Below are 16,379 nucleotides of genomic sequence, written 5' to 3' on the forward strand. Positions count from 1 at the left end.
AAATACTACAACCATTACAGATATCAATGGGGATTAAAAAAGATGACCCCTGTTCAGTACAGGAATCATCTTTTGAAGACGGCCTAGCTCACTCTTTTTTAGTGTCCTTGACAAGGGTACCAGTTTATAAGGCTAGCCCCTCCTTTTCATCCATATTACGCACTCCACATGTGTCGTCTGCTGGTCGTAGTAAGTGCCAATTGAGTAAATGCTAGAAATTAATCATTTGGTTTCTTTTTCTCTAACGATATCCAAACTAGACCAAATGCGATTAATAGTGCACCTAGAATTTGAATAACGGTAATCGACTCTTTAAATACTACATACCCCATTATTGTTGCAGTTAAGGGTACAAGATAGCGAAAGAAGTTAGCCTTCGTTGCTCCAACCTTAAACATACACAAGTTCCATAAAATAAATGCAAGTACTGTACATATAAGTACGTTAAATGCGATTACTATAAACTGGCCTGCAGCTAGATTAGTCCATTCAGTTTCGCCCCAATAAGGGAGTGTAAATGGAAACATAGCAATAGAACCAATTGCTATCGTCCAGGTACTTATTCTTAATGCTGAATAATGCTTCATCAATGACATCGACATCAGATTATAAATAGCGCCTATTATACTGACGAGGAATGCAAATAAATTTCCAAGCATATGTACAGAAGACAGATTAATCTTCTCTGTTCCACCTACAATAACAATTGAAACACCTACTAGTGCTAAACAGCCACCTACAATAATACCTTTAGTGAGCTGCTCTTTTATAAGAAGTGGTGCAAGAAGTGCAACAAAGATTGGCCAAGGTGCAACATTTAAAAGTGATGCATTCGCTAACGTTGTTAGCTTTATTGAATAAACAACCAATAACTCAAGAACTGCTATACCAAGAATTGATACAATAATCAACTGTGGGATATGTCGTCGCTCAATCCCAACGCTGCCTTCACGCCATTTAAGAAGGATAAAGAAAAGTGGTGCTGCAATACCAAACCGCAAAAACGTAAATACAATCGGGTGGAATGAATCCAAAGCTAGCTTCGAAATCCCAAAATTACTACCCCATATTATTGCTACAAATATTAATCCTAAGTAGTGCCATTTACGCCCCATGATGTTCTGATGTCCTCCGATTAATCTAATTTATAAGTGCATTAACTACTTTAGTATACATGGAAGCACTCTATAAACAACCACAAAATATGGTAAAGCTTATCATTACTGATAAGCTCTCTGTAATCTACGTTGTGGACTTTTTCAACGTAGTGAGATTAAATCATGAAGAACCTTGCTAATCACTCAAAAACATCACAACACAAAAAAACCCTTGCTACGCAAGGGTTCCCAATCACACTCTATATTCTTTTCAACCACGCCACGCACTCCACATGCCCCGTATGCGGGAACATATCAACCGGCGTTACCTCCACTGTGCGATATCCACCATCCTCAAGCACGCGCAGATCGCGCGCTAACGTCGATGGGTTACAGCTCACATATACAACTCGCTCTGGCTGAATCGCGAGGATCGTCTCCAGCAGCGCTGGATCACAGCCCTTGCGCGGTGGATCGACAACGATGACATCGGCATTCATACCTTCCTGCTTCCAGCGTGGAATAACGACCTCTGCTGGGCCTGCTTCAAACGTCGTATTGTCCAATCCATTCAGCTCCGCATTGCGCTTTGCATCCTCGATCGCTTCAGGCACAATCTCTACCCCATACACATGTCCCGCCTGTCTTGCGAGAAATAGTGAGATCGAGCCTATACCGCAATACGCATCGATGACCTGCTCTTTGCCTGTAAGCGCCGCATATTCCACCGCCTTGCGGTACAGCGTTACGGTCTGCTCAGGATTCACCTGATAGAACGAACGCGCTGATATCGCAAAGCGCAGTCCATCCAGCTCATCATAGATGACCTCACTACCCCATAGCACCTCGGTGCGCTCGCCGAATATCGCATTCGTTACTTTATTGTTAATGTTATGCACGATGCTCTTCACATTCGGGACACGCTTGCGCAGCTGTTCAATCCACTCGGTCTTGCGCGGCAGCTTCTCTGTATTCGTGATGAGTACGATCATAATCTCGCCTGTCACAACACCGATACGTGTCATCACATGACGCAGCACGCCGCTGTTCGTATCCTCATCGTATGGCTGAATGTTCAGCTCCTTCGCAAGCTGCTTAACGATTGCGATTACCTCATCATTAAGATCCTTCTGAATAAGGCAATTGTCCATATCGATAATACGGTGACTGCCCTTCGCATAAAAGCCTCCGACAAGCTCACCGTTATCTGCCGCAAGTCCAATCGGTACCGCTGCTTTATTGCGATACCTCCACGGATCACTCATGCCTATCGTATCATGCACGATTAAGCCAGCACGGTAATCAGCACCTGTATGTGGGTTAAGCGCATCATCTTTTTCAGCTTCACCTGTAACTGCTTCCTCCGCTACATTCAGTTTCCCGATTCGCGTCAGGCTGTCGATCACATGCTGCCTCTTCCACTTCAGCTGCGCTTCATAATCGAAATGCTGTAGCTGACACCCGCCACACTGCGCATAGATTGGGCAAGCCGGCTCAATGCGCTGCTCGCTCTTCGAATGATGGGACAGCAGCTTCCCATAGCCATACTGTTTTTTGCTCTTCAGCACCTTAGCCTCGACACGCTCACCTGGCAGCGCATGCGGGATGAACAGGGTGAAGCCCTGCTCTGTACGTCCGACACCATCACCATCATGCGTTAAGCCGATCATATCGACGGTTACAACTTCATTTTTCGCATGCAAGCCCTCAGCTGCCACTGGCTTGCTGCTGCGTTTTTTTCTATGCTGTTCTGTTTGTTTTCCTTGCTTACGCTTCATACTTACTCTCCGCTCTACGCTCTATATGCTGAGCCGCCTACACTTTATCTTATCATTCGATAACTAGCTGTAGGTCGACTCCCCTGTTTCATCCATATATATCTCAATATGCAATGGTAAATTTTCAAATACGGCTGGCAATGTTCCACCATACTCTCCATCGAGGTTCAGCTGAACCTTATCTGGAGATGTGACGGTTAAACGGTTTGTGCGGAAATGCACGACATGAGGATCTCCAAAATGCTCTCCGCGCAGCGCTAATGTGACGAGCCGAATAAATTCAGCTAAATTGCATTTGCGCACAAGCAGTACATCAAAGAGCCCATCATTCAGCTTCGAATCTGGAGCTAGCTGCTCAAATCCGCCTACCGAGTTGCTGTTGCAAATAAGGAACAGCATAAACTCACCAACAAATTCGCCTACACCTTCAGCTTCAAAGGTAAGCTCAGTCGGACGAAGATGCACCATCTTCTCCATCCCCTTTAAATAATAAGCAAGCTGACCAATCATCGTCTTCAGCTTGATCGGCACATCATAGGTCAGCTCCGTTAAGAAGCCGCCACCTGCAATATTAATAAAGTAGCGTTCATTCGCACGACCAACATCGATGTTTTCTTTATATTGATTAATGATAAGCTCACAAGCATACTCCCAGTGCTTTGGGATGCCCATCGCTCGAGCAAAATCATTCGTTGTCCCTACAGGTATAATGCCAAGCGGCAATCGATTCGGCATATTGGCAAGACCGTTAATAATCTCGTACAGTGTGCCATCACCGCCCGCTGCGATAATCATATCGTAGCCGCCTCTTGCAAGCGACCTCTCTACCTCCGCCGTTGCGTCGCCCTCGCCCTGCGTCGCATAGCAGGATACCTCAATACCGCCTTCATCCAGCTTCTGCAATATATCGGGCAATCTACGGCGCATCTCTTCTCTACCTGAGGTAGGGTTGTAGATTAATCTCGCTCTTTTCATTGCGTGCACTCCTTATCCAATGCATAGCTTTCGAACCTTCTGCAAAGCAGCTTAGACATCTCTGAGTGTGGAAGCAAGGTCGACCCTTTATACGTATAGTCTAGCCCATCTAACCGAGCTGGAATCACATGTCTTGTAAAATATCCTGGGCTAATAAACAGCGGAATAACGATCACATGAGGAGTTATCTGCTGCAGCTCAACTAGTGCTGCTCGTGAACCTTCTGGCAATAGCGGCGCGTAGGCAACCTTTTGCACGCTAAGCTTATCGCCTAACACAGCTGCAAGCTGCTTCATTCCCGCTTCCCACTTTTCATAAAAGTACGTCATACTGCTACCATGACCAAGCAGAAGCACTGCCTCCTGGCGCTCAGGATTCAGCTGCTCCTCGATCTGTTCCTGCAGAATACGCACCACTTCTGGCTCAACACCAATCGGCTCATCGAAGAAAATATGTGCCCCAAAACGAAATGGCTCCAGATCACCAATAAAATCACACGCCGGCTCAAATCCGAACGCCTGCTTGATCTCATCCACATGAGAGCTTCCACTAGAAACAAATAAAGGCATTACATGAATATGTGTAACGCCCTCCTTCTCAAGTGTATCTATTCCGTCTTGGATCAGATGCCCCTCAACCAATTCTAGATAGGAAGAATAGACTGGTATTACGCTTCGTCTTGCCCGCTCCGCTTCATCTGATGCATTCGCCAGCCACTGCTGCCTAGCTGCTTCAACCGCTTCATCAACAGCCTTCACCCATGATTGCTCTCTTGAGCCGTGACTTATAACAAGAATACCGTGCTTCATGTTCATCATTATTTCTTAATGCGGTCAAGCGCAAGCTTATACCCGTCGTTGCCGTAGTTCAAGCAGCGTTTTACACGTGAGATTGTTGCTGTGCTCGCACCAGTTTCCGTTTCAATTTGATTATAGGTGCTGCCGTTACCGAGCATGCGGGCAACCTCAAGACGTTGTGACATCGATTGGATCTCATTCACCGTACACAAATCCTCGAAGAACACATAGCACTCTTCCACATCCTTCAAGGTTAATATCGCTTCAAAGAGCTGATCGATCGATTTATCATTTAACTTTTTTAATTGCAAAGGGATCTCTCCTTACGGTCTGTATTTCTAATATTTATTGTAGCTTGATTTAAGCAATAGTTCAAACATTACCGTGTTCACGCTTTAAAGAATTACAGACTCTGCCAATATGAACATTTGTCTAATTTATTTCTGTTTATCTAGGCGAATATCCAGACCACGCTAATGCCTATCTCATATGCTATCATAACGAAATGTAAAAGGTTGTGATTGAAGATGAATTCCTCTCCACATACGCAAGCCTATGCTTACCGGAGAAATCCAGCACAAAGCGTTCACGCCTCAACCTTTCATCCTCAGCAATTCGGACATGGGCATGGGCATGTTGGCACGATTACTCAGGCTCGCCCACCACAAGGACACTATTCAACAAGTGCTAGCATTTCTCCGTTTCAGGCAGCACAAAGCAATGCTGTTGCCGTGCAGGAAGTAGAAACGAATACGGAAAAAGAAAAGAAGCCTTCAAGCGGCTTTAGCCTTGCCAGCCTAACTAAATACGCCAATATTGATGAATTGAAAGGTCTCGTTGATCGGTTTGGAGGACTAGAAGGAATATTAAGTACGGTTACGACAGTGCAAAAGGTCGTCAGCACGGTTGGTCAGATTGCGCCAATGGTTAAGGTTGTCACCGGTGTACTAGGTAAAAATAAAGCAGGTGCCGCGCCACCTACTGAAGCCTCTATCCCAGCTAGACGCCGAGTAAGGACAACGACAAAACCACGTTCGACTAGATCGAACCGTTCAGCACCACCAAGACGTAACGGGCAAGGTAGATCGAATTCAACACGCAGATCTTCCACTCCCTTAATGAAGCGTCCACCGTCACGTTAAGCTTCCCGAAGAACAGAAGAGACCTCAGGTTCATCATAGGATGAGCACTGAGGTCTCTTAGTTGTATTATAAAAACAATGCTTTATATAGATAGAAGCAGCCCATTGCAATACCAGAAGAAATAGGAATCGTTATAAACCAAGCGATAACAATTCGTCCAGCAACGCCCCACTTCACGGCTGCAAAGCGCTTCGCACTTCCTACCCCGAGAATCGAGGATGTAATGACGTGGGTTGTACTTACAGGCAAATGTAGGAACGTTGCGGAAATGATTACGAGCGCAGAGCCCATATCCGCAGCAAAACCGTTGATCGGTTCGATCTTAAAGATTTTTGTCCCCATCGTCTTAATAATTTTCCAGCCACCAACTGCAGTACCTAGTGCCATCGCAAGCGCAGCAGAAAATTTAACCCATAGTGGCACGTCCATATTATCCTGAATGCCAGCTGCGACTAGAGCGAATACGATAATCCCCATCGCTTTCTGTGCATCGTTCGTACCGTGTGAGAACGATTGAAATAGCGCAGTTACAACTTGTCCAGATCGGAAGCCCTTATTGATTGAGTGTGGACTCTTTCTTGCAAATATGATTTTAAGTATAGACATAATAATAAAACCAGCAACAAATGCAATAAGCGGTGAAATTAACAATGCTTTAAGAATATCTAAAAATCCATTAGCATTAATTTTGTCAAAGCCTTCTGCGGCAATGACCGAACCAGCTAATGCTCCGATTAACGCATGTGAGGAGGAGGAAGGAATTCCAAACCACCATGTGATAAGATTCCAGGCAATTGCACCGATAAGTGCACAGATAACCACCTCAACCCCATGCTGCAAATCCGCTGGGTTAGCTACACCGCTACCGATCGTTTTCGCTACGCCAGTAAAAGTAACAGCACCTAAGAAGTTCATCACTGCAGCAAGCATGATAGCAACTCTTGGCTTAAGTGCACGCGTAGAAACGGAGGTTGCGATTGCATTTGCTGTATCATGAAACCCGTTAATAAAGTCAAATGCTAATGCAAGAAAGACAACAGCTATTAATACATATATTTCCATCTGTATGACCTCTGCTCTCCCGCTTAGCTATTACGCATAACGATAGTTTCAAGTGTATTTGCTACATCCTCGCAGCAGTCCGTTGTTTGCTCAAGACGTTCATATATTTCCTTACGCTTGATCAATTCAATCGGGTCCGTTACATCCTTGAACAGCTTTGTAATACAAGAGATAAGTAAGTCATCGCCTTCGTTTTCAAGACCATGAATAGCAATATTATGTTCACGAATCGGTAACAGTTTCTTCTGCGTTAGAAGATCAATCGCACTTTTGATTTGATGTGCGGAACGAACTAGAATGTCAGCAAAAGCTGTAATATGCTCATCCTTCTCCTTCACACCGTACATGAGGAAACGCATGCTTGTTGCTTCTAGACCATCCATTACATCATCAAGTGATGTTGTTAGCGCCATAATATCATCGCGTTCAATAGGTGTAATGAATACTTTGTTCAGCTCACTCAAAATCGTATGTGTTTTTTGGTCACAGCTGCTTTCATATTCTTTCATTTTCTTTACAAATGATTCAACATCTGAAAGATCGGATACACCTTTTGCAAAGTATTCAGCCGCTTCTACTATAGTATCAGCCATTTCTTCAAAGGTTCTGAAGAAAATATCTTTTTTGGTTTTCTTGAACATGTCAATCCCCTTTATCGACTTAAGAATGGTAGCTCACGATGCGTTCGCCATGAAATAGTGTAACCTAGATTTGTTAACGCAATGTAAACATTAATGAAAAATTAATAATTATTTTCATATATTTTCTCATTCCTTGTCGAAATTGATGGAATCATAACGATTCAATCGTACTATTCCCAATTGACATGCTCTGTAATAGTCTTTCCTGTAGGTAGAATATGGATAATGCTTTGTCCTGGAAGCAGCTTGATCTCTTCATTATTGCTAACGAAACGAAGCATACCATCCTCAGCAGCTATCCATTGACCTTCTATCGACTGTCCATTCTGTATAACGAGTGCATTGCCGCCCGATTGTAAATCTACACTCAAGCGTCCTTCATTGTCGAGCACCTTATGATTAGTCTGCATAAAGATTAAGTTTACAGCAGATAGCTGCTTATCGTTATTTTTGTCAATATGCGGCTCATCATTAATGCTGCGTTTATATACCCCTTCGTCAAGTTGATAGCTGACTTTATATCCCTTTAGCTGAAACTGTACATCAAGCTGCTTAATAGAGCCTACTTGCATCGACTCTGCTTCAGCTTCAGTTAGAAAGCTATAGCCTTGAATGGTAGCTTCCTCTCTGTACCCCTTTTTACTTACGCCTTCACGCAGCTTGGACAAATTCGTATATAAGTTATGCGGGGCTTTACGCTCAGAGCTTCTCCAGTAGTAGCTGCCCGCGTTCGATATTTCATCTAAATAAGGCTTTCCTTGCTTTTGTAGGATCGCATAGGCATCATTACTTGCCCCAGCATGAGCAATAATCGCATCATAGCTATCGGCAATCTCAATAAAATATGGACGATTGCTTCGTACAGGACCAATATCAAAATCAGCAGTCTCCGTGCTTTGGAAGATTGCAATTAGTCTTGTAATTCCTCCTTCGGCAAGCACTTCCCAGATGATATCTGCCTCAGTTAAGCCGCTTTGCGGGCGTGCAGGCGCAAGATTATTAATAAGCACAGCAACCGGTCGGGTGTTATTCTGCTCCTCAAAACCGACTCCAGACAGGAGTGATGGATAGGTTGGCGGAGCAGGTGTTGGTGCAGCTTCCTCTGTCGGCGGCGGAGTTGATTCAAGTGGAGGAACCTCTTGCTTCACATCTTCCTTACCACACGCAGTTACAACCACCATGACTAGCACAAGTAAAATAAGACCAAATTTCAACTTCATTTTATGCCTCCTATATTATAGGTTTCCTATTTCATTTAACCACGGAATTGCCTCGATGTGTTGACTTTTCTCCAAATTGCGACTAAAAATCCAATAAATATCACAACATAACTTCATAATGGTATTTATTAGAGAGGAATTAGCAGTAATATGATCGATGTACAACGTGGCGGTATTAGTGTATGGCTAGCTTCTTCAATCATTATATTAAGCACAGGGATTTTGTCTCACGTAATGGCCTTGCCTGTTATCTTAAATATTGCAGGTCGAGATTCTTGGGTATCTGTAATCATAGCTGCCCCAATATATTTGATATGGATTTTTATATTTATTAAGCTTGTACACGGCTTAAATAAAATTTCGTTAATGGAGTGGATCGAGCAGCACTGGGGAAAATGGATGGGTTGGTTAATGAAAATTGTTTTTTGCGGGGCTTTGTTCTTTAACTCCTTTTACACGATGATCGATACGGTCATGTGGACGAATTCGACCTATTTACAGCAAACTCCAATTTTCGTTATTATGCTTTGCTTTGTTCTTGTTTGTTTTTTCATGGCATTCTCTGGATTGCAGTCTATTGCGATCGTTGCATCGATACTGCTTCCGCTCGTTTCATTTCTTGGATACTTCATTTCGTTTTCTAATATGAAATTTAAAGATTACTCCTTATTGTTTCCGATTTTTGATCAGGGGTTACAACCGCCTATTCATGGTAGCTTCTATGTTCTGTCGTCCCTGTTTGACGTGTGGATATATATCTTATTCGCTCATCATGTGAAGAAGAAGATTAAGCCTTGGCAGCTATTTCTATTCGGGTTGTTTATGCTCATGATTGCAATGGGACCAATTATTGGTGGAATTACAGAGTTTGGACCCGAGGAAGCGATGAAGCAACGACATACTGCCTACGACCAATGGAAAATACTTAGCCTTGGTCAGCTTCTACAGCATACTGATTTTCTATCGATCTATCAGTGGTTATCAGGATCGATTACACGCTCTGCCATATCACTTTATTTAATGGTCGATATCTTTCAATTCAAAACGAACAAGCAACGTTATATCGTCATGACGTTATTGAAAGTATTGATGATTGGGCTGCTGTTCCTACCGTGGCGATCGGAGATGATGCTTTACATCTTACAGAGCTTCTATTTTCCCGCGCTTTTTGGCTTCGTGATCGTCTTATGTCTTGCGATCGGAATAACACAATGGATTGTGAATCGAAAGGAGTCGATGGAGAATGACATTGAATCATGAAAGCACACTTGATATGAACAAGCTAGATAGGGAAACCTTTCAATCCTTGTATGAGGGAACGTCGGATATTTTCATATTCAGTAAATATTATTCTACTGACTCAGTAGCGAGCCGTTATTATATGAAGCCGCCGGTCGAGGTTTTATTTATCATGTCGGAGGTGCTTACCGATAATAACGAATTTAAGGAAACGATTCTTCCTGCTTTAACAAAAGTATATGAACAAACTGGCTTCTCCAATAAGATTCAGATGGAGAAATCTCCCTTGATTAGCTGGCTCGTTCAAGGTAGTAAGGAAAATCCAATTACCGTTCGAATGATGTCCAACCTGCTGTTTGAAGGGAATATAATCTGTGTGTTTCCTTCGTTAAGTTTAATCATGTCGATAAAATGTGCACAAATCCCTGTTCGCACGCCAGAGGAGTCATCATCGGAGATAGCGATTCGTGGTGCAAAGGATGGATTGGTCGAGGATATAGGTGTAAATATTGCTCTCATTCGAAAAAGAGTAAGAAATGAAGATCTTATCGTTGAGCCATATATGGTCGGCACCATAACAGACACTAAGCTAGCGCTTATCTATATAAAAAACATTGCGAATGAAGGGATCATCGCTGAGATAAAGAATCGAATCGCAAAGATTGACGTAGAGCAGGTTGTTACAACTGGGCAGCTAGAAGAGCTCGTGGGAGACAGTACGTATCTGTTTCCGACAATGGATTACTCCTCAAGGCCAGACTATATCGTTCAGAATTTACTAAATGGCCGCTTCGTACTAATGTTAGACAACAATCCAATGGCCATACTAGCACCGGGAAATTTCTTGCATCTGCTTATATCACCAGAGGACAGCTATTTTCCGCTGTTCGCCTCCAATGTAGGCCGGTTATTTCGTGTGCTAGCGATACTAGCAACGATCTTCTTGCCTTCTTTCTATATTGCGATGACGACTTTTCACCCAGATCAAGTGCCCTTTACGATGCTTGCTACCATTTCCTTAGCACGTACAGGTATTCCAATGGAAGCACCAATCGAGATGTTTTTAATTATGACCTTTATGGAGCTGTTTCGAGAGGCAAGTTTACGGTTGCCAAGTAATATGGCTCAAACCATTACGGTGGTCGGTGGTCTTATTATGGGAGAAGCCGCAATACGTGCTGGCCTAGTTTCTCCTATTATCGTAGTTGTTGCTGCCATTTCCATCATTACTGGGGCTACGCTCGTAAACCAATCACTAACGAGCAGTGTCGTATTTTTACGGTTCATAGCGTTTTTATTCGGCTCCACATTTGGGATCTATGGTGTGATCATCGCTTACATTTTGTTTATATTGTTTCTCTCTCGCTTACGGTCGTTCGGTATACCATATTTGGCTCCGATGGCACCATTTAATTTTAAAAACTTTATTATTGCGATCTTTCAGGTCCCGATGCGTTTTCGTAGGGGACGTCCGACCTTCCTTCATACGAAGAAAACAAAAAGGGATGAGTAGCCTTGAACATGTTCAGAAGCAGTATTAAAATCTGTTTGATATGTATTGTGCTGACGCTGATGCCTGGCTGCTGGAGCGCAGTAGACATCCAGAATCAGCACTATGTCACTAGTCTAGGTGTTGATTACGACGGTGAGATGTTTTTTGTGTATGCACAAATCGTTCGTTTTGAGAATATTGCTCGTATGGAATCACAGGGTGCAGGATCTCCTATCAATACATATGTTGGGAAAGGAGAAGGCACTTCACTTAATATTGCTGTTTCTAATCTGTATGCCACCTCTCAAGTCCGTATCGACTGGGGACATACGAAAGCGATTGTAGTAACGGAGCGTGCGATAAGGTCGCTTGAAAAGTTAGCTGGTCATATCTATCGTTCTCCAGAGACTCGATACAATACATGGTTTTATGTAACCGATGGTTCGATTGAGGAGATTTTTCTAACCAATTCATTCTATGATCGTACGTCTCTCTTTTCTATACTGCATATGCCGATGAATTCTTTTAGACAAGGATCAACGGTTCCTCCAATCCAAATGTTTAAATATATATCTATCTCCAATGAACCGGATCGTATTACCGTTATTCCAGTGATCGGTACAGACAATGAGCAATGGAAAACGAATGAGGGAGAATTAAAGCTATTAAAGATTATTGGAGCATATTTTGAGTCTCATAATGGTGTGAAGAAAATATTACCTATAGATCAGTTAGAAGGAATGCGCTGGATAGATCCTAGGTTGACAAGAACGATGTTAACTGTGAAGGATGAGGAGAAGGAATATGCGGTGTTAATTCTTCATAATACAAAAGTAAAGAAGAAAACAAAGCTAGTAAATGGAGAGCCGAAGTTTACGGTAGAAGCTCACTTCAAAGGCTCGTTGAATGAATATTTAAGTGAACTCGACTACCCTAAGATGATACAGCTTGCAAGAAAACAAATTGAAAAAGAAATAATGGAGGCTTATGAATTAAGTTTAAAAGAACAGCTCGATTTATTTTATCTCATGCACAGCTTTCGGATGAAAGATCCAGACGCGTGGAAGCGAATGACGAACAATGGTAAAAAATTTATATTAGATGAAAAATCACTTGAACACTTGGAAATCGATATAGACATCCCATACAACGGTAAATATAAACGTAGAAGATAAGCATGAAGCACATCGTATGCATCATTATACGGTGCGCTTCATGCTCTGTAATTTGGTGTCTTACTTCAATAATTTATGCTAATGATCCTATTCCTTCATTTGCATACTTCTAATATTTCATAGAACATACTTACTTAGATCGACCAATTCAACCATTCCTGCTTTTGTTCCTCTAGCTTGTTAAGCCAACCGATGGTCGCATGAATCGCTTCCTGTTGATGAGCATGCGTTGAATACGTATGGTTCGCTTGAAATATAATTTCCTTTTCACACGTCCCCTCTGCTCTTGTCCAGAACAGCTTCTGATATAGAAAGGTATAATCGACTGGGATAATATCGTCACTCGTACCATGAACTAAGAAAACATCACCTGAGAAACGAGTTAACGATTGGAAGGGCTGATGCTCCATCAATGAATCGAAGAAGATCGGTGAAAGTGAATAGCCCTGATAATCTGTTCGCCCCGATTGATAAGCCTCATCATAGCCTTCCCGTCCAACGATGCGGACAATATCATTGAAAGGATAGCCGACAGCGGACCATAGAATCAAGCGCTTTACTCGTCTGTCCTTAATCGCAGTCATAATAGATACCGCACCTCCAAGGCTGTGCCCAAGAAGTGTAACGCGTGTAGGATCAATGCAATCCAAACTCGTAGCATAATTAAGAACGGTGCGCGTCTGCTCAACCATGGAATCAAAGCCTAATGCACCATAATCGCCGTTGCTCTCCCCACAGCCGCCATAATCGAAGCGAAGGACAAAATTCCCTTCTGCTGCAAGCGCTCTGGCTGTTTTTACAAATAAGCGATCTACCCCAATTCGGCTTCCTACAAATCCATGGCAAATGACGATAATAGGGCGTTTTTCTTGCAAAGTTGTCTGACCTTCGCCAGCTGTAGGGTAATGGAGCGTCGCTGTTAGCTCCAGATGATCATGCGTAATTGTCAGTTGTTTTTCCATTAGACGGATTGCCTCCTCGTGTTCAACCTTAAGCTTCAAGCTGTATGATCTATCAAGGTTTTACTTTATCCATATATCATTATTCAATCTTCATTATTCCGACCTGTATACTATGAATTATAAATAAAAGATATCACGGATGCCGCGGTATGTCAACTTAAGCAGCAAACAAAAAACTGATTCTATCGCAGCTGCAATGTAGCTTTAGCTTACGATAAAATCAGTTATCTTATGTTCTTATAGTTTATTATGATTATTATAATTCATCAGCAGTAACAAATTCATATCCAAGTTCTCGAAGCTCATCGATAACTAGCGGCAACAAGGTTACCGTATTTTCAACATGCTTGCTGCCAAAGCTGTGAAGCAATATATTGCCCCCATCCTTCGCATTTGCAAGAATATTTTCCAGCATATCCTCAACAGAAGAGCCATCCCAGTCACGTGGGTCAATATTCCAGAGCATTACCGATTTATCCATTTCTTCGATCTGTGCATAGTTCGCATCGTTAATTGCACCATAGGGTGGACGTACGATTGTCGGTACATGCCCAACTGCTCCGAAGATAAGTTCATCGGTACGAGTGATCTCATCAGCCAGCTCTTCACGCGTTAATTTCGTAAAATTAGGATGATTATAGGAATGATTGCCAATTAGATGACCTTCAGCTTCAATTCTTTGCAGCACCTCAGGATACTTCTTAACTTGAATACCAACGACAAAAAAGGTAGCAACTACTTTCTTTTCCTGCAAAATATCTAATATTTGAGGTGTAAATTTCAAATCTGGTCCGTCATCAAATGTAATTGCAATTTTCATTGATTGCTGCTGCTCCTCTTCATGTATACTTGACGATGCTTCCTCTTGATCGATAGAAGAATCCGCTTTCTCAAGAACTTCCTCGATTGGCTCTATCTCATCAAATTCTGAATAATGCGCTTGCGAATCTGCAGCTACATTTCCCATTTTATCTGAAGCTCCCGTATAAGATTGTCCATCTGTTGCCTCTTGTTGTTCATTAGGCAAATCTACTAATTTGGAGTGAGAATCTGTTGCTACTAAATTAGTAAAAATAGTTGATGGCATAGAAGTAGGCTTATGCGGCTCAATAGAAGGATACAAGGAGCATCCTGCCATTACAATTAATATGAACGCTAAGACCGCAACTTGAAATGACCTGAAATAGAAGTTTTTGTGCATCATCATTCTCACCCTCTATTAACCTTTCTTCAGATCATATTCATGCAGCTACATGATAGAAAAAAGCTGTGATCCACTTCGCCACGTGCACTTGACGAGCTTCTTCGACAACGCTTTCTATATAACTCTATTATAACATAGATTTATGAGAGAATCTTAATCTTTTGCGAGAATTTTAGGGGAATTTGGGTGTTTCTTGAAATTGGTTCTTTCTGCCTAGTGCTAAATAAATGGTTTATGTAAATGGTGAGGTTACAATTGCTGTTGGCCGCTGATTTCAGCGCTACGTAGATGGTGAGGTTACTATTGCTGTTGTCCTCTGATTTCTTGAAGTATATTAATTGTAGAAATCAGAGGACAAAGGCAACCGCTTCGCTTTTCCACTCTCACCATTACTCCGCTGGGGCGGTGTGTGGGCGGTCGCTTCGGTGAGACTACCTCACCAGTTACTCCGCTGGGGCGGTGTGTGGGCATTGCTTCGGTGTGCCTGCCTCATCAGTTACTCCGCTGGGGCGGTGTGTGGGTGGCGCTTTGGTGAGCCTACCTCACCAGTTACTCCGTTGGGCGTGGCACTGTCGTATTTGGAGGTAATTGACAAGTAAATCAGAAATTAATTAGGACCATGCACAACCGTTCATTAGCTATTGAACATGATAGCTAGAGCTTCAACGGCTTCAGTAATGGTGGCGTCATACTGAGTTGCTGAACCGGTTTCTCCGTTATACCAGTATAGAATAAGAACATTCTCGACTTCATATATAGAAGGTACTGGCATGTCGTATTTGCTTGCTTGTTTATTGAAATCATCAAGTCCTTTAATTCTGTTCTTTTCTGAGTTGAATAAATAGATTGATATATTTTCACCATTGTCGAGTTTGTAGGTTATTGCTTTCTTTCCATTCAATTCAAAATAATTTACGTGCTCATTTTTATCGATTAGTTTTATTCCTTTGTTGTCGAAAGCCTCTATGATGTCTTTCATGCTTAACTTCTGCCCGGAGTTGCAGGCTGTAAGTAAAAGTATCGCAAGCAACAAATAACATACCCTCTTCACTAAACCCCTCCTTGTCGCATGATTGGTTAACGTGGTCACAATAAGGGAATATGTTTCTCAAATTATGGGAGTGATTATCATGTGAAGTGAAGCATCAACATCTATAATATTTTGGAAAAATAGATGCAAGGCATATTTGACTCTATCTCTTCGATAAGAACTTCCTGATCTATAGATATCTTAACACAGATAACATCATATAAATAGAAAATATGGTTTAATTAGGATATTATAATAATAATGAAAAGTTTGCTTGTCATTAAAGCGGGGGACTATCTAATTTGGGAGGGATAGAATGATTAAGGCATTAGTTATTTTAATGTTCGTTGTTGTACTTATCGGATGTGCTATCATATTAATGTTGGCTCAGGTTATCGCTCAGTTAGACGGTGGAGGTCTATTCAGTAACATTCCAATTATAGTGTATTTAATCATTGTAGTAGCTATTTGTCTGTGCGCGTGGGCACTTCCTTTTGATGAGAAGAAATAGAATTCTACTAACAAATTTGCATATAAAAAGCAGTGAGGCGACTGTGAAGTGCTC

General features: G+C 42.2%; 17 protein-coding genes. 6 read left to right on the forward strand and 11 right to left on the reverse strand.

Going from position 1 to position 16,379, the window contains the following annotated elements; translation table 11 throughout:
* The coding region (locus M3180_RS16780; protein WP_251669823.1) for an IS3 family transposase at positions 1-87 on the forward strand (87 nt) is incomplete at its 5' end.
* Between the two features lie 131 nt (positions 88-218).
* Here the strand turns inward: M3180_RS16780 and M3180_RS16785 are convergent.
* The 5 genes from M3180_RS16785 to M3180_RS16805 all read right to left on the reverse strand — a co-directional run bounded on the left by M3180_RS16785 (position 219) and on the right by M3180_RS16805 (position 4,958).
* The gene (locus M3180_RS16785) at positions 219-1,115 is read right to left on the reverse strand and encodes a DMT family transporter (RefSeq protein WP_251669619.1); all 897 of its coding nucleotides are present in this window, start codon (positions 1,113-1,115) and stop codon (positions 219-221) included.
* 242 nt (positions 1,116-1,357) lie between these two features.
* The gene (gene rlmD / locus M3180_RS16790; RefSeq protein ID WP_285855770.1) at positions 1,358-2,875 is read right to left on the reverse strand and encodes a 23S rRNA (uracil(1939)-C(5))-methyltransferase RlmD; all 1,518 of its coding nucleotides are present in this window, start codon (positions 2,873-2,875) and stop codon (positions 1,358-1,360) included.
* A gap of 63 nt (positions 2,876-2,938) precedes the next feature.
* Complete coding sequence (locus M3180_RS16795; RefSeq protein WP_251669620.1) at positions 2,939-3,850, reverse strand: diacylglycerol kinase; 912 nt, start codon at positions 3,848-3,850, stop codon at positions 2,939-2,941.
* Positions 3,847-4,659 (reverse strand): sirohydrochlorin chelatase, encoded by an 813-nt coding sequence (locus M3180_RS16800; protein WP_251669621.1) that lies wholly within the window; start codon positions 4,657-4,659, stop codon positions 3,847-3,849. Before M3180_RS16800 ends, M3180_RS16795 begins: the two co-directional genes overlap by 4 nt.
* A gap of 8 nt (positions 4,660-4,667) precedes the next feature.
* The gene (locus M3180_RS16805; RefSeq protein ID WP_251669622.1) at positions 4,668-4,958 is read right to left on the reverse strand and encodes a YerC/YecD family TrpR-related protein; all 291 of its coding nucleotides are present in this window, start codon (positions 4,956-4,958) and stop codon (positions 4,668-4,670) included.
* Positions 4,959-5,174: 216 nt separating this feature from the next.
* Between M3180_RS16805 and M3180_RS16810 the strand changes: the two genes are divergently transcribed.
* Entirely contained in the window at positions 5,175-5,789 is a 615-nt protein-coding gene (locus tag M3180_RS16810; RefSeq protein ID WP_251669623.1) for a hypothetical protein, read from the forward strand.
* A gap of 66 nt (positions 5,790-5,855) precedes the next feature.
* On the opposite strand, the gene M3180_RS16815 is transcribed toward M3180_RS16810, so the two are convergent.
* The 3 genes from M3180_RS16815 to M3180_RS16825 form a co-directional block, all read right to left on the reverse strand.
* The gene (locus M3180_RS16815; protein ID WP_432806952.1) at positions 5,856-6,857 is read right to left on the reverse strand and encodes an inorganic phosphate transporter; all 1,002 of its coding nucleotides are present in this window, start codon (positions 6,855-6,857) and stop codon (positions 5,856-5,858) included.
* 17 nt (positions 6,858-6,874) lie between these two features.
* Complete coding sequence (locus M3180_RS16820; protein WP_251669626.1) at positions 6,875-7,492, reverse strand: DUF47 domain-containing protein; 618 nt, start codon at positions 7,490-7,492, stop codon at positions 6,875-6,877.
* Positions 7,493-7,662: 170 nt separating this feature from the next.
* The gene (locus tag M3180_RS16825) at positions 7,663-8,712 is read right to left on the reverse strand and encodes a DUF3048 domain-containing protein (RefSeq protein WP_251669628.1); all 1,050 of its coding nucleotides are present in this window, start codon (positions 8,710-8,712) and stop codon (positions 7,663-7,665) included.
* Between the two features lie 150 nt (positions 8,713-8,862).
* Here M3180_RS16825 and M3180_RS16830 point away from each other — a divergent pair, with 150 nt between their 5' ends.
* Genes M3180_RS16830 through M3180_RS16840 form a run of 3 tightly spaced genes read left to right on the forward strand, consistent with a single transcriptional unit; the run spans position 8,863 to position 12,618 of the window.
* Positions 8,863-9,972, forward strand: a complete 1,110-nt coding sequence (locus M3180_RS16830; RefSeq protein WP_251669630.1) for a GerAB/ArcD/ProY family transporter — start codon at positions 8,863-8,865, stop codon at positions 9,970-9,972.
* Complete coding sequence (locus M3180_RS16835; RefSeq protein WP_251669632.1) at positions 9,956-11,464, forward strand: spore germination protein; 1,509 nt, start codon at positions 9,956-9,958, stop codon at positions 11,462-11,464. The genes M3180_RS16830 and M3180_RS16835 overlap by 17 nt, the downstream gene beginning before the upstream one ends.
* An 8-nt stretch (positions 11,465-11,472) precedes the next feature.
* Entirely contained in the window at positions 11,473-12,618 is a 1,146-nt protein-coding gene (locus M3180_RS16840; RefSeq protein WP_251669827.1) for a Ger(x)C family spore germination protein, read from the forward strand.
* A 134-nt stretch (positions 12,619-12,752) separates the two neighbouring features.
* Here the strand turns inward: M3180_RS16840 and M3180_RS16845 are convergent, their stop codons facing one another.
* The 3 genes from M3180_RS16845 to M3180_RS16855 form a co-directional block, all read right to left on the reverse strand.
* Positions 12,753-13,580 (reverse strand): alpha/beta hydrolase family protein, encoded by an 828-nt coding sequence (locus M3180_RS16845; protein ID WP_251669634.1) that lies wholly within the window; start codon positions 13,578-13,580, stop codon positions 12,753-12,755.
* Positions 13,581-13,836: 256 nt separating this feature from the next.
* Positions 13,837-14,787, reverse strand: coding sequence for a polysaccharide deacetylase family protein (locus M3180_RS16850; protein WP_251669636.1), 951 nt, complete (start codon positions 14,785-14,787; stop codon positions 13,837-13,839).
* A gap of 631 nt (positions 14,788-15,418) precedes the next feature.
* A complete protein-coding gene (locus M3180_RS16855) occupies positions 15,419-15,835 on the reverse strand; it encodes a hypothetical protein (RefSeq protein WP_251669638.1) in 417 nt (138 codons plus the stop codon).
* A 295-nt stretch (positions 15,836-16,130) separates the two neighbouring features.
* Here M3180_RS16855 and M3180_RS16860 point away from each other — a divergent pair, with 295 nt between their 5' ends.
* Complete coding sequence (locus M3180_RS16860) at positions 16,131-16,325, forward strand: hypothetical protein (protein ID WP_251669641.1); 195 nt, start codon at positions 16,131-16,133, stop codon at positions 16,323-16,325.
* The last annotated feature ends 54 nt before the right edge of the window (positions 16,326-16,379 follow it).

This window comes from Paenibacillus camelliae (assembly GCF_023715345.1).
Lineage (GTDB): Bacteria > Bacillota > Bacilli > Paenibacillales > Paenibacillaceae > Pristimantibacillus > Pristimantibacillus camelliae.

Coding starts and splice junctions, on each gene's coding strand:
- M3180_RS16785 (WP_251669619.1), bottom strand. CDS start 1,115: ATGGGGCGTAAATGGCACTACTTAGGATTAATATTTGTAGCAATAATA.
- rlmD (WP_285855770.1), bottom strand. CDS start 2,875: ATGAAGCGTAAGCAAGGAAAACAAACAGAACAGCATAGAAAAAAACGC.
- M3180_RS16795 (WP_251669620.1), bottom strand. CDS start 3,850: ATGAAAAGAGCGAGATTAATCTACAACCCTACCTCAGGTAGAGAAGAG.
- M3180_RS16800 (WP_251669621.1), bottom strand. CDS start 4,659: ATGAAGCACGGTATTCTTGTTATAAGTCACGGCTCAAGAGAGCAATCA.
- M3180_RS16810 (WP_251669623.1), top strand. CDS start 5,175: ATGAATTCCTCTCCACATACGCAAGCCTATGCTTACCGGAGAAATCCA.
- M3180_RS16820 (WP_251669626.1), bottom strand. CDS start 7,492: ATGTTCAAGAAAACCAAAAAAGATATTTTCTTCAGAACCTTTGAAGAA.
- M3180_RS16825 (WP_251669628.1), bottom strand. CDS start 8,712: ATGAAGTTGAAATTTGGTCTTATTTTACTTGTGCTAGTCATGGTGGTT.
- M3180_RS16830 (WP_251669630.1), top strand. CDS start 8,863: ATGATCGATGTACAACGTGGCGGTATTAGTGTATGGCTAGCTTCTTCA.
- M3180_RS16835 (WP_251669632.1), top strand. CDS start 9,956: ATGACATTGAATCATGAAAGCACACTTGATATGAACAAGCTAGATAGG.
- M3180_RS16840 (WP_251669827.1), top strand. CDS start 11,473: ATGTTCAGAAGCAGTATTAAAATCTGTTTGATATGTATTGTGCTGACG.
- M3180_RS16845 (WP_251669634.1), bottom strand. CDS start 13,580: ATGGAAAAACAACTGACAATTACGCATGATCATCTGGAGCTAACAGCG.
- M3180_RS16850 (WP_251669636.1), bottom strand. CDS start 14,787: ATGATGATGCACAAAAACTTCTATTTCAGGTCATTTCAAGTTGCGGTC.
- M3180_RS16860 (WP_251669641.1), top strand. CDS start 16,131: ATGATTAAGGCATTAGTTATTTTAATGTTCGTTGTTGTACTTATCGGA.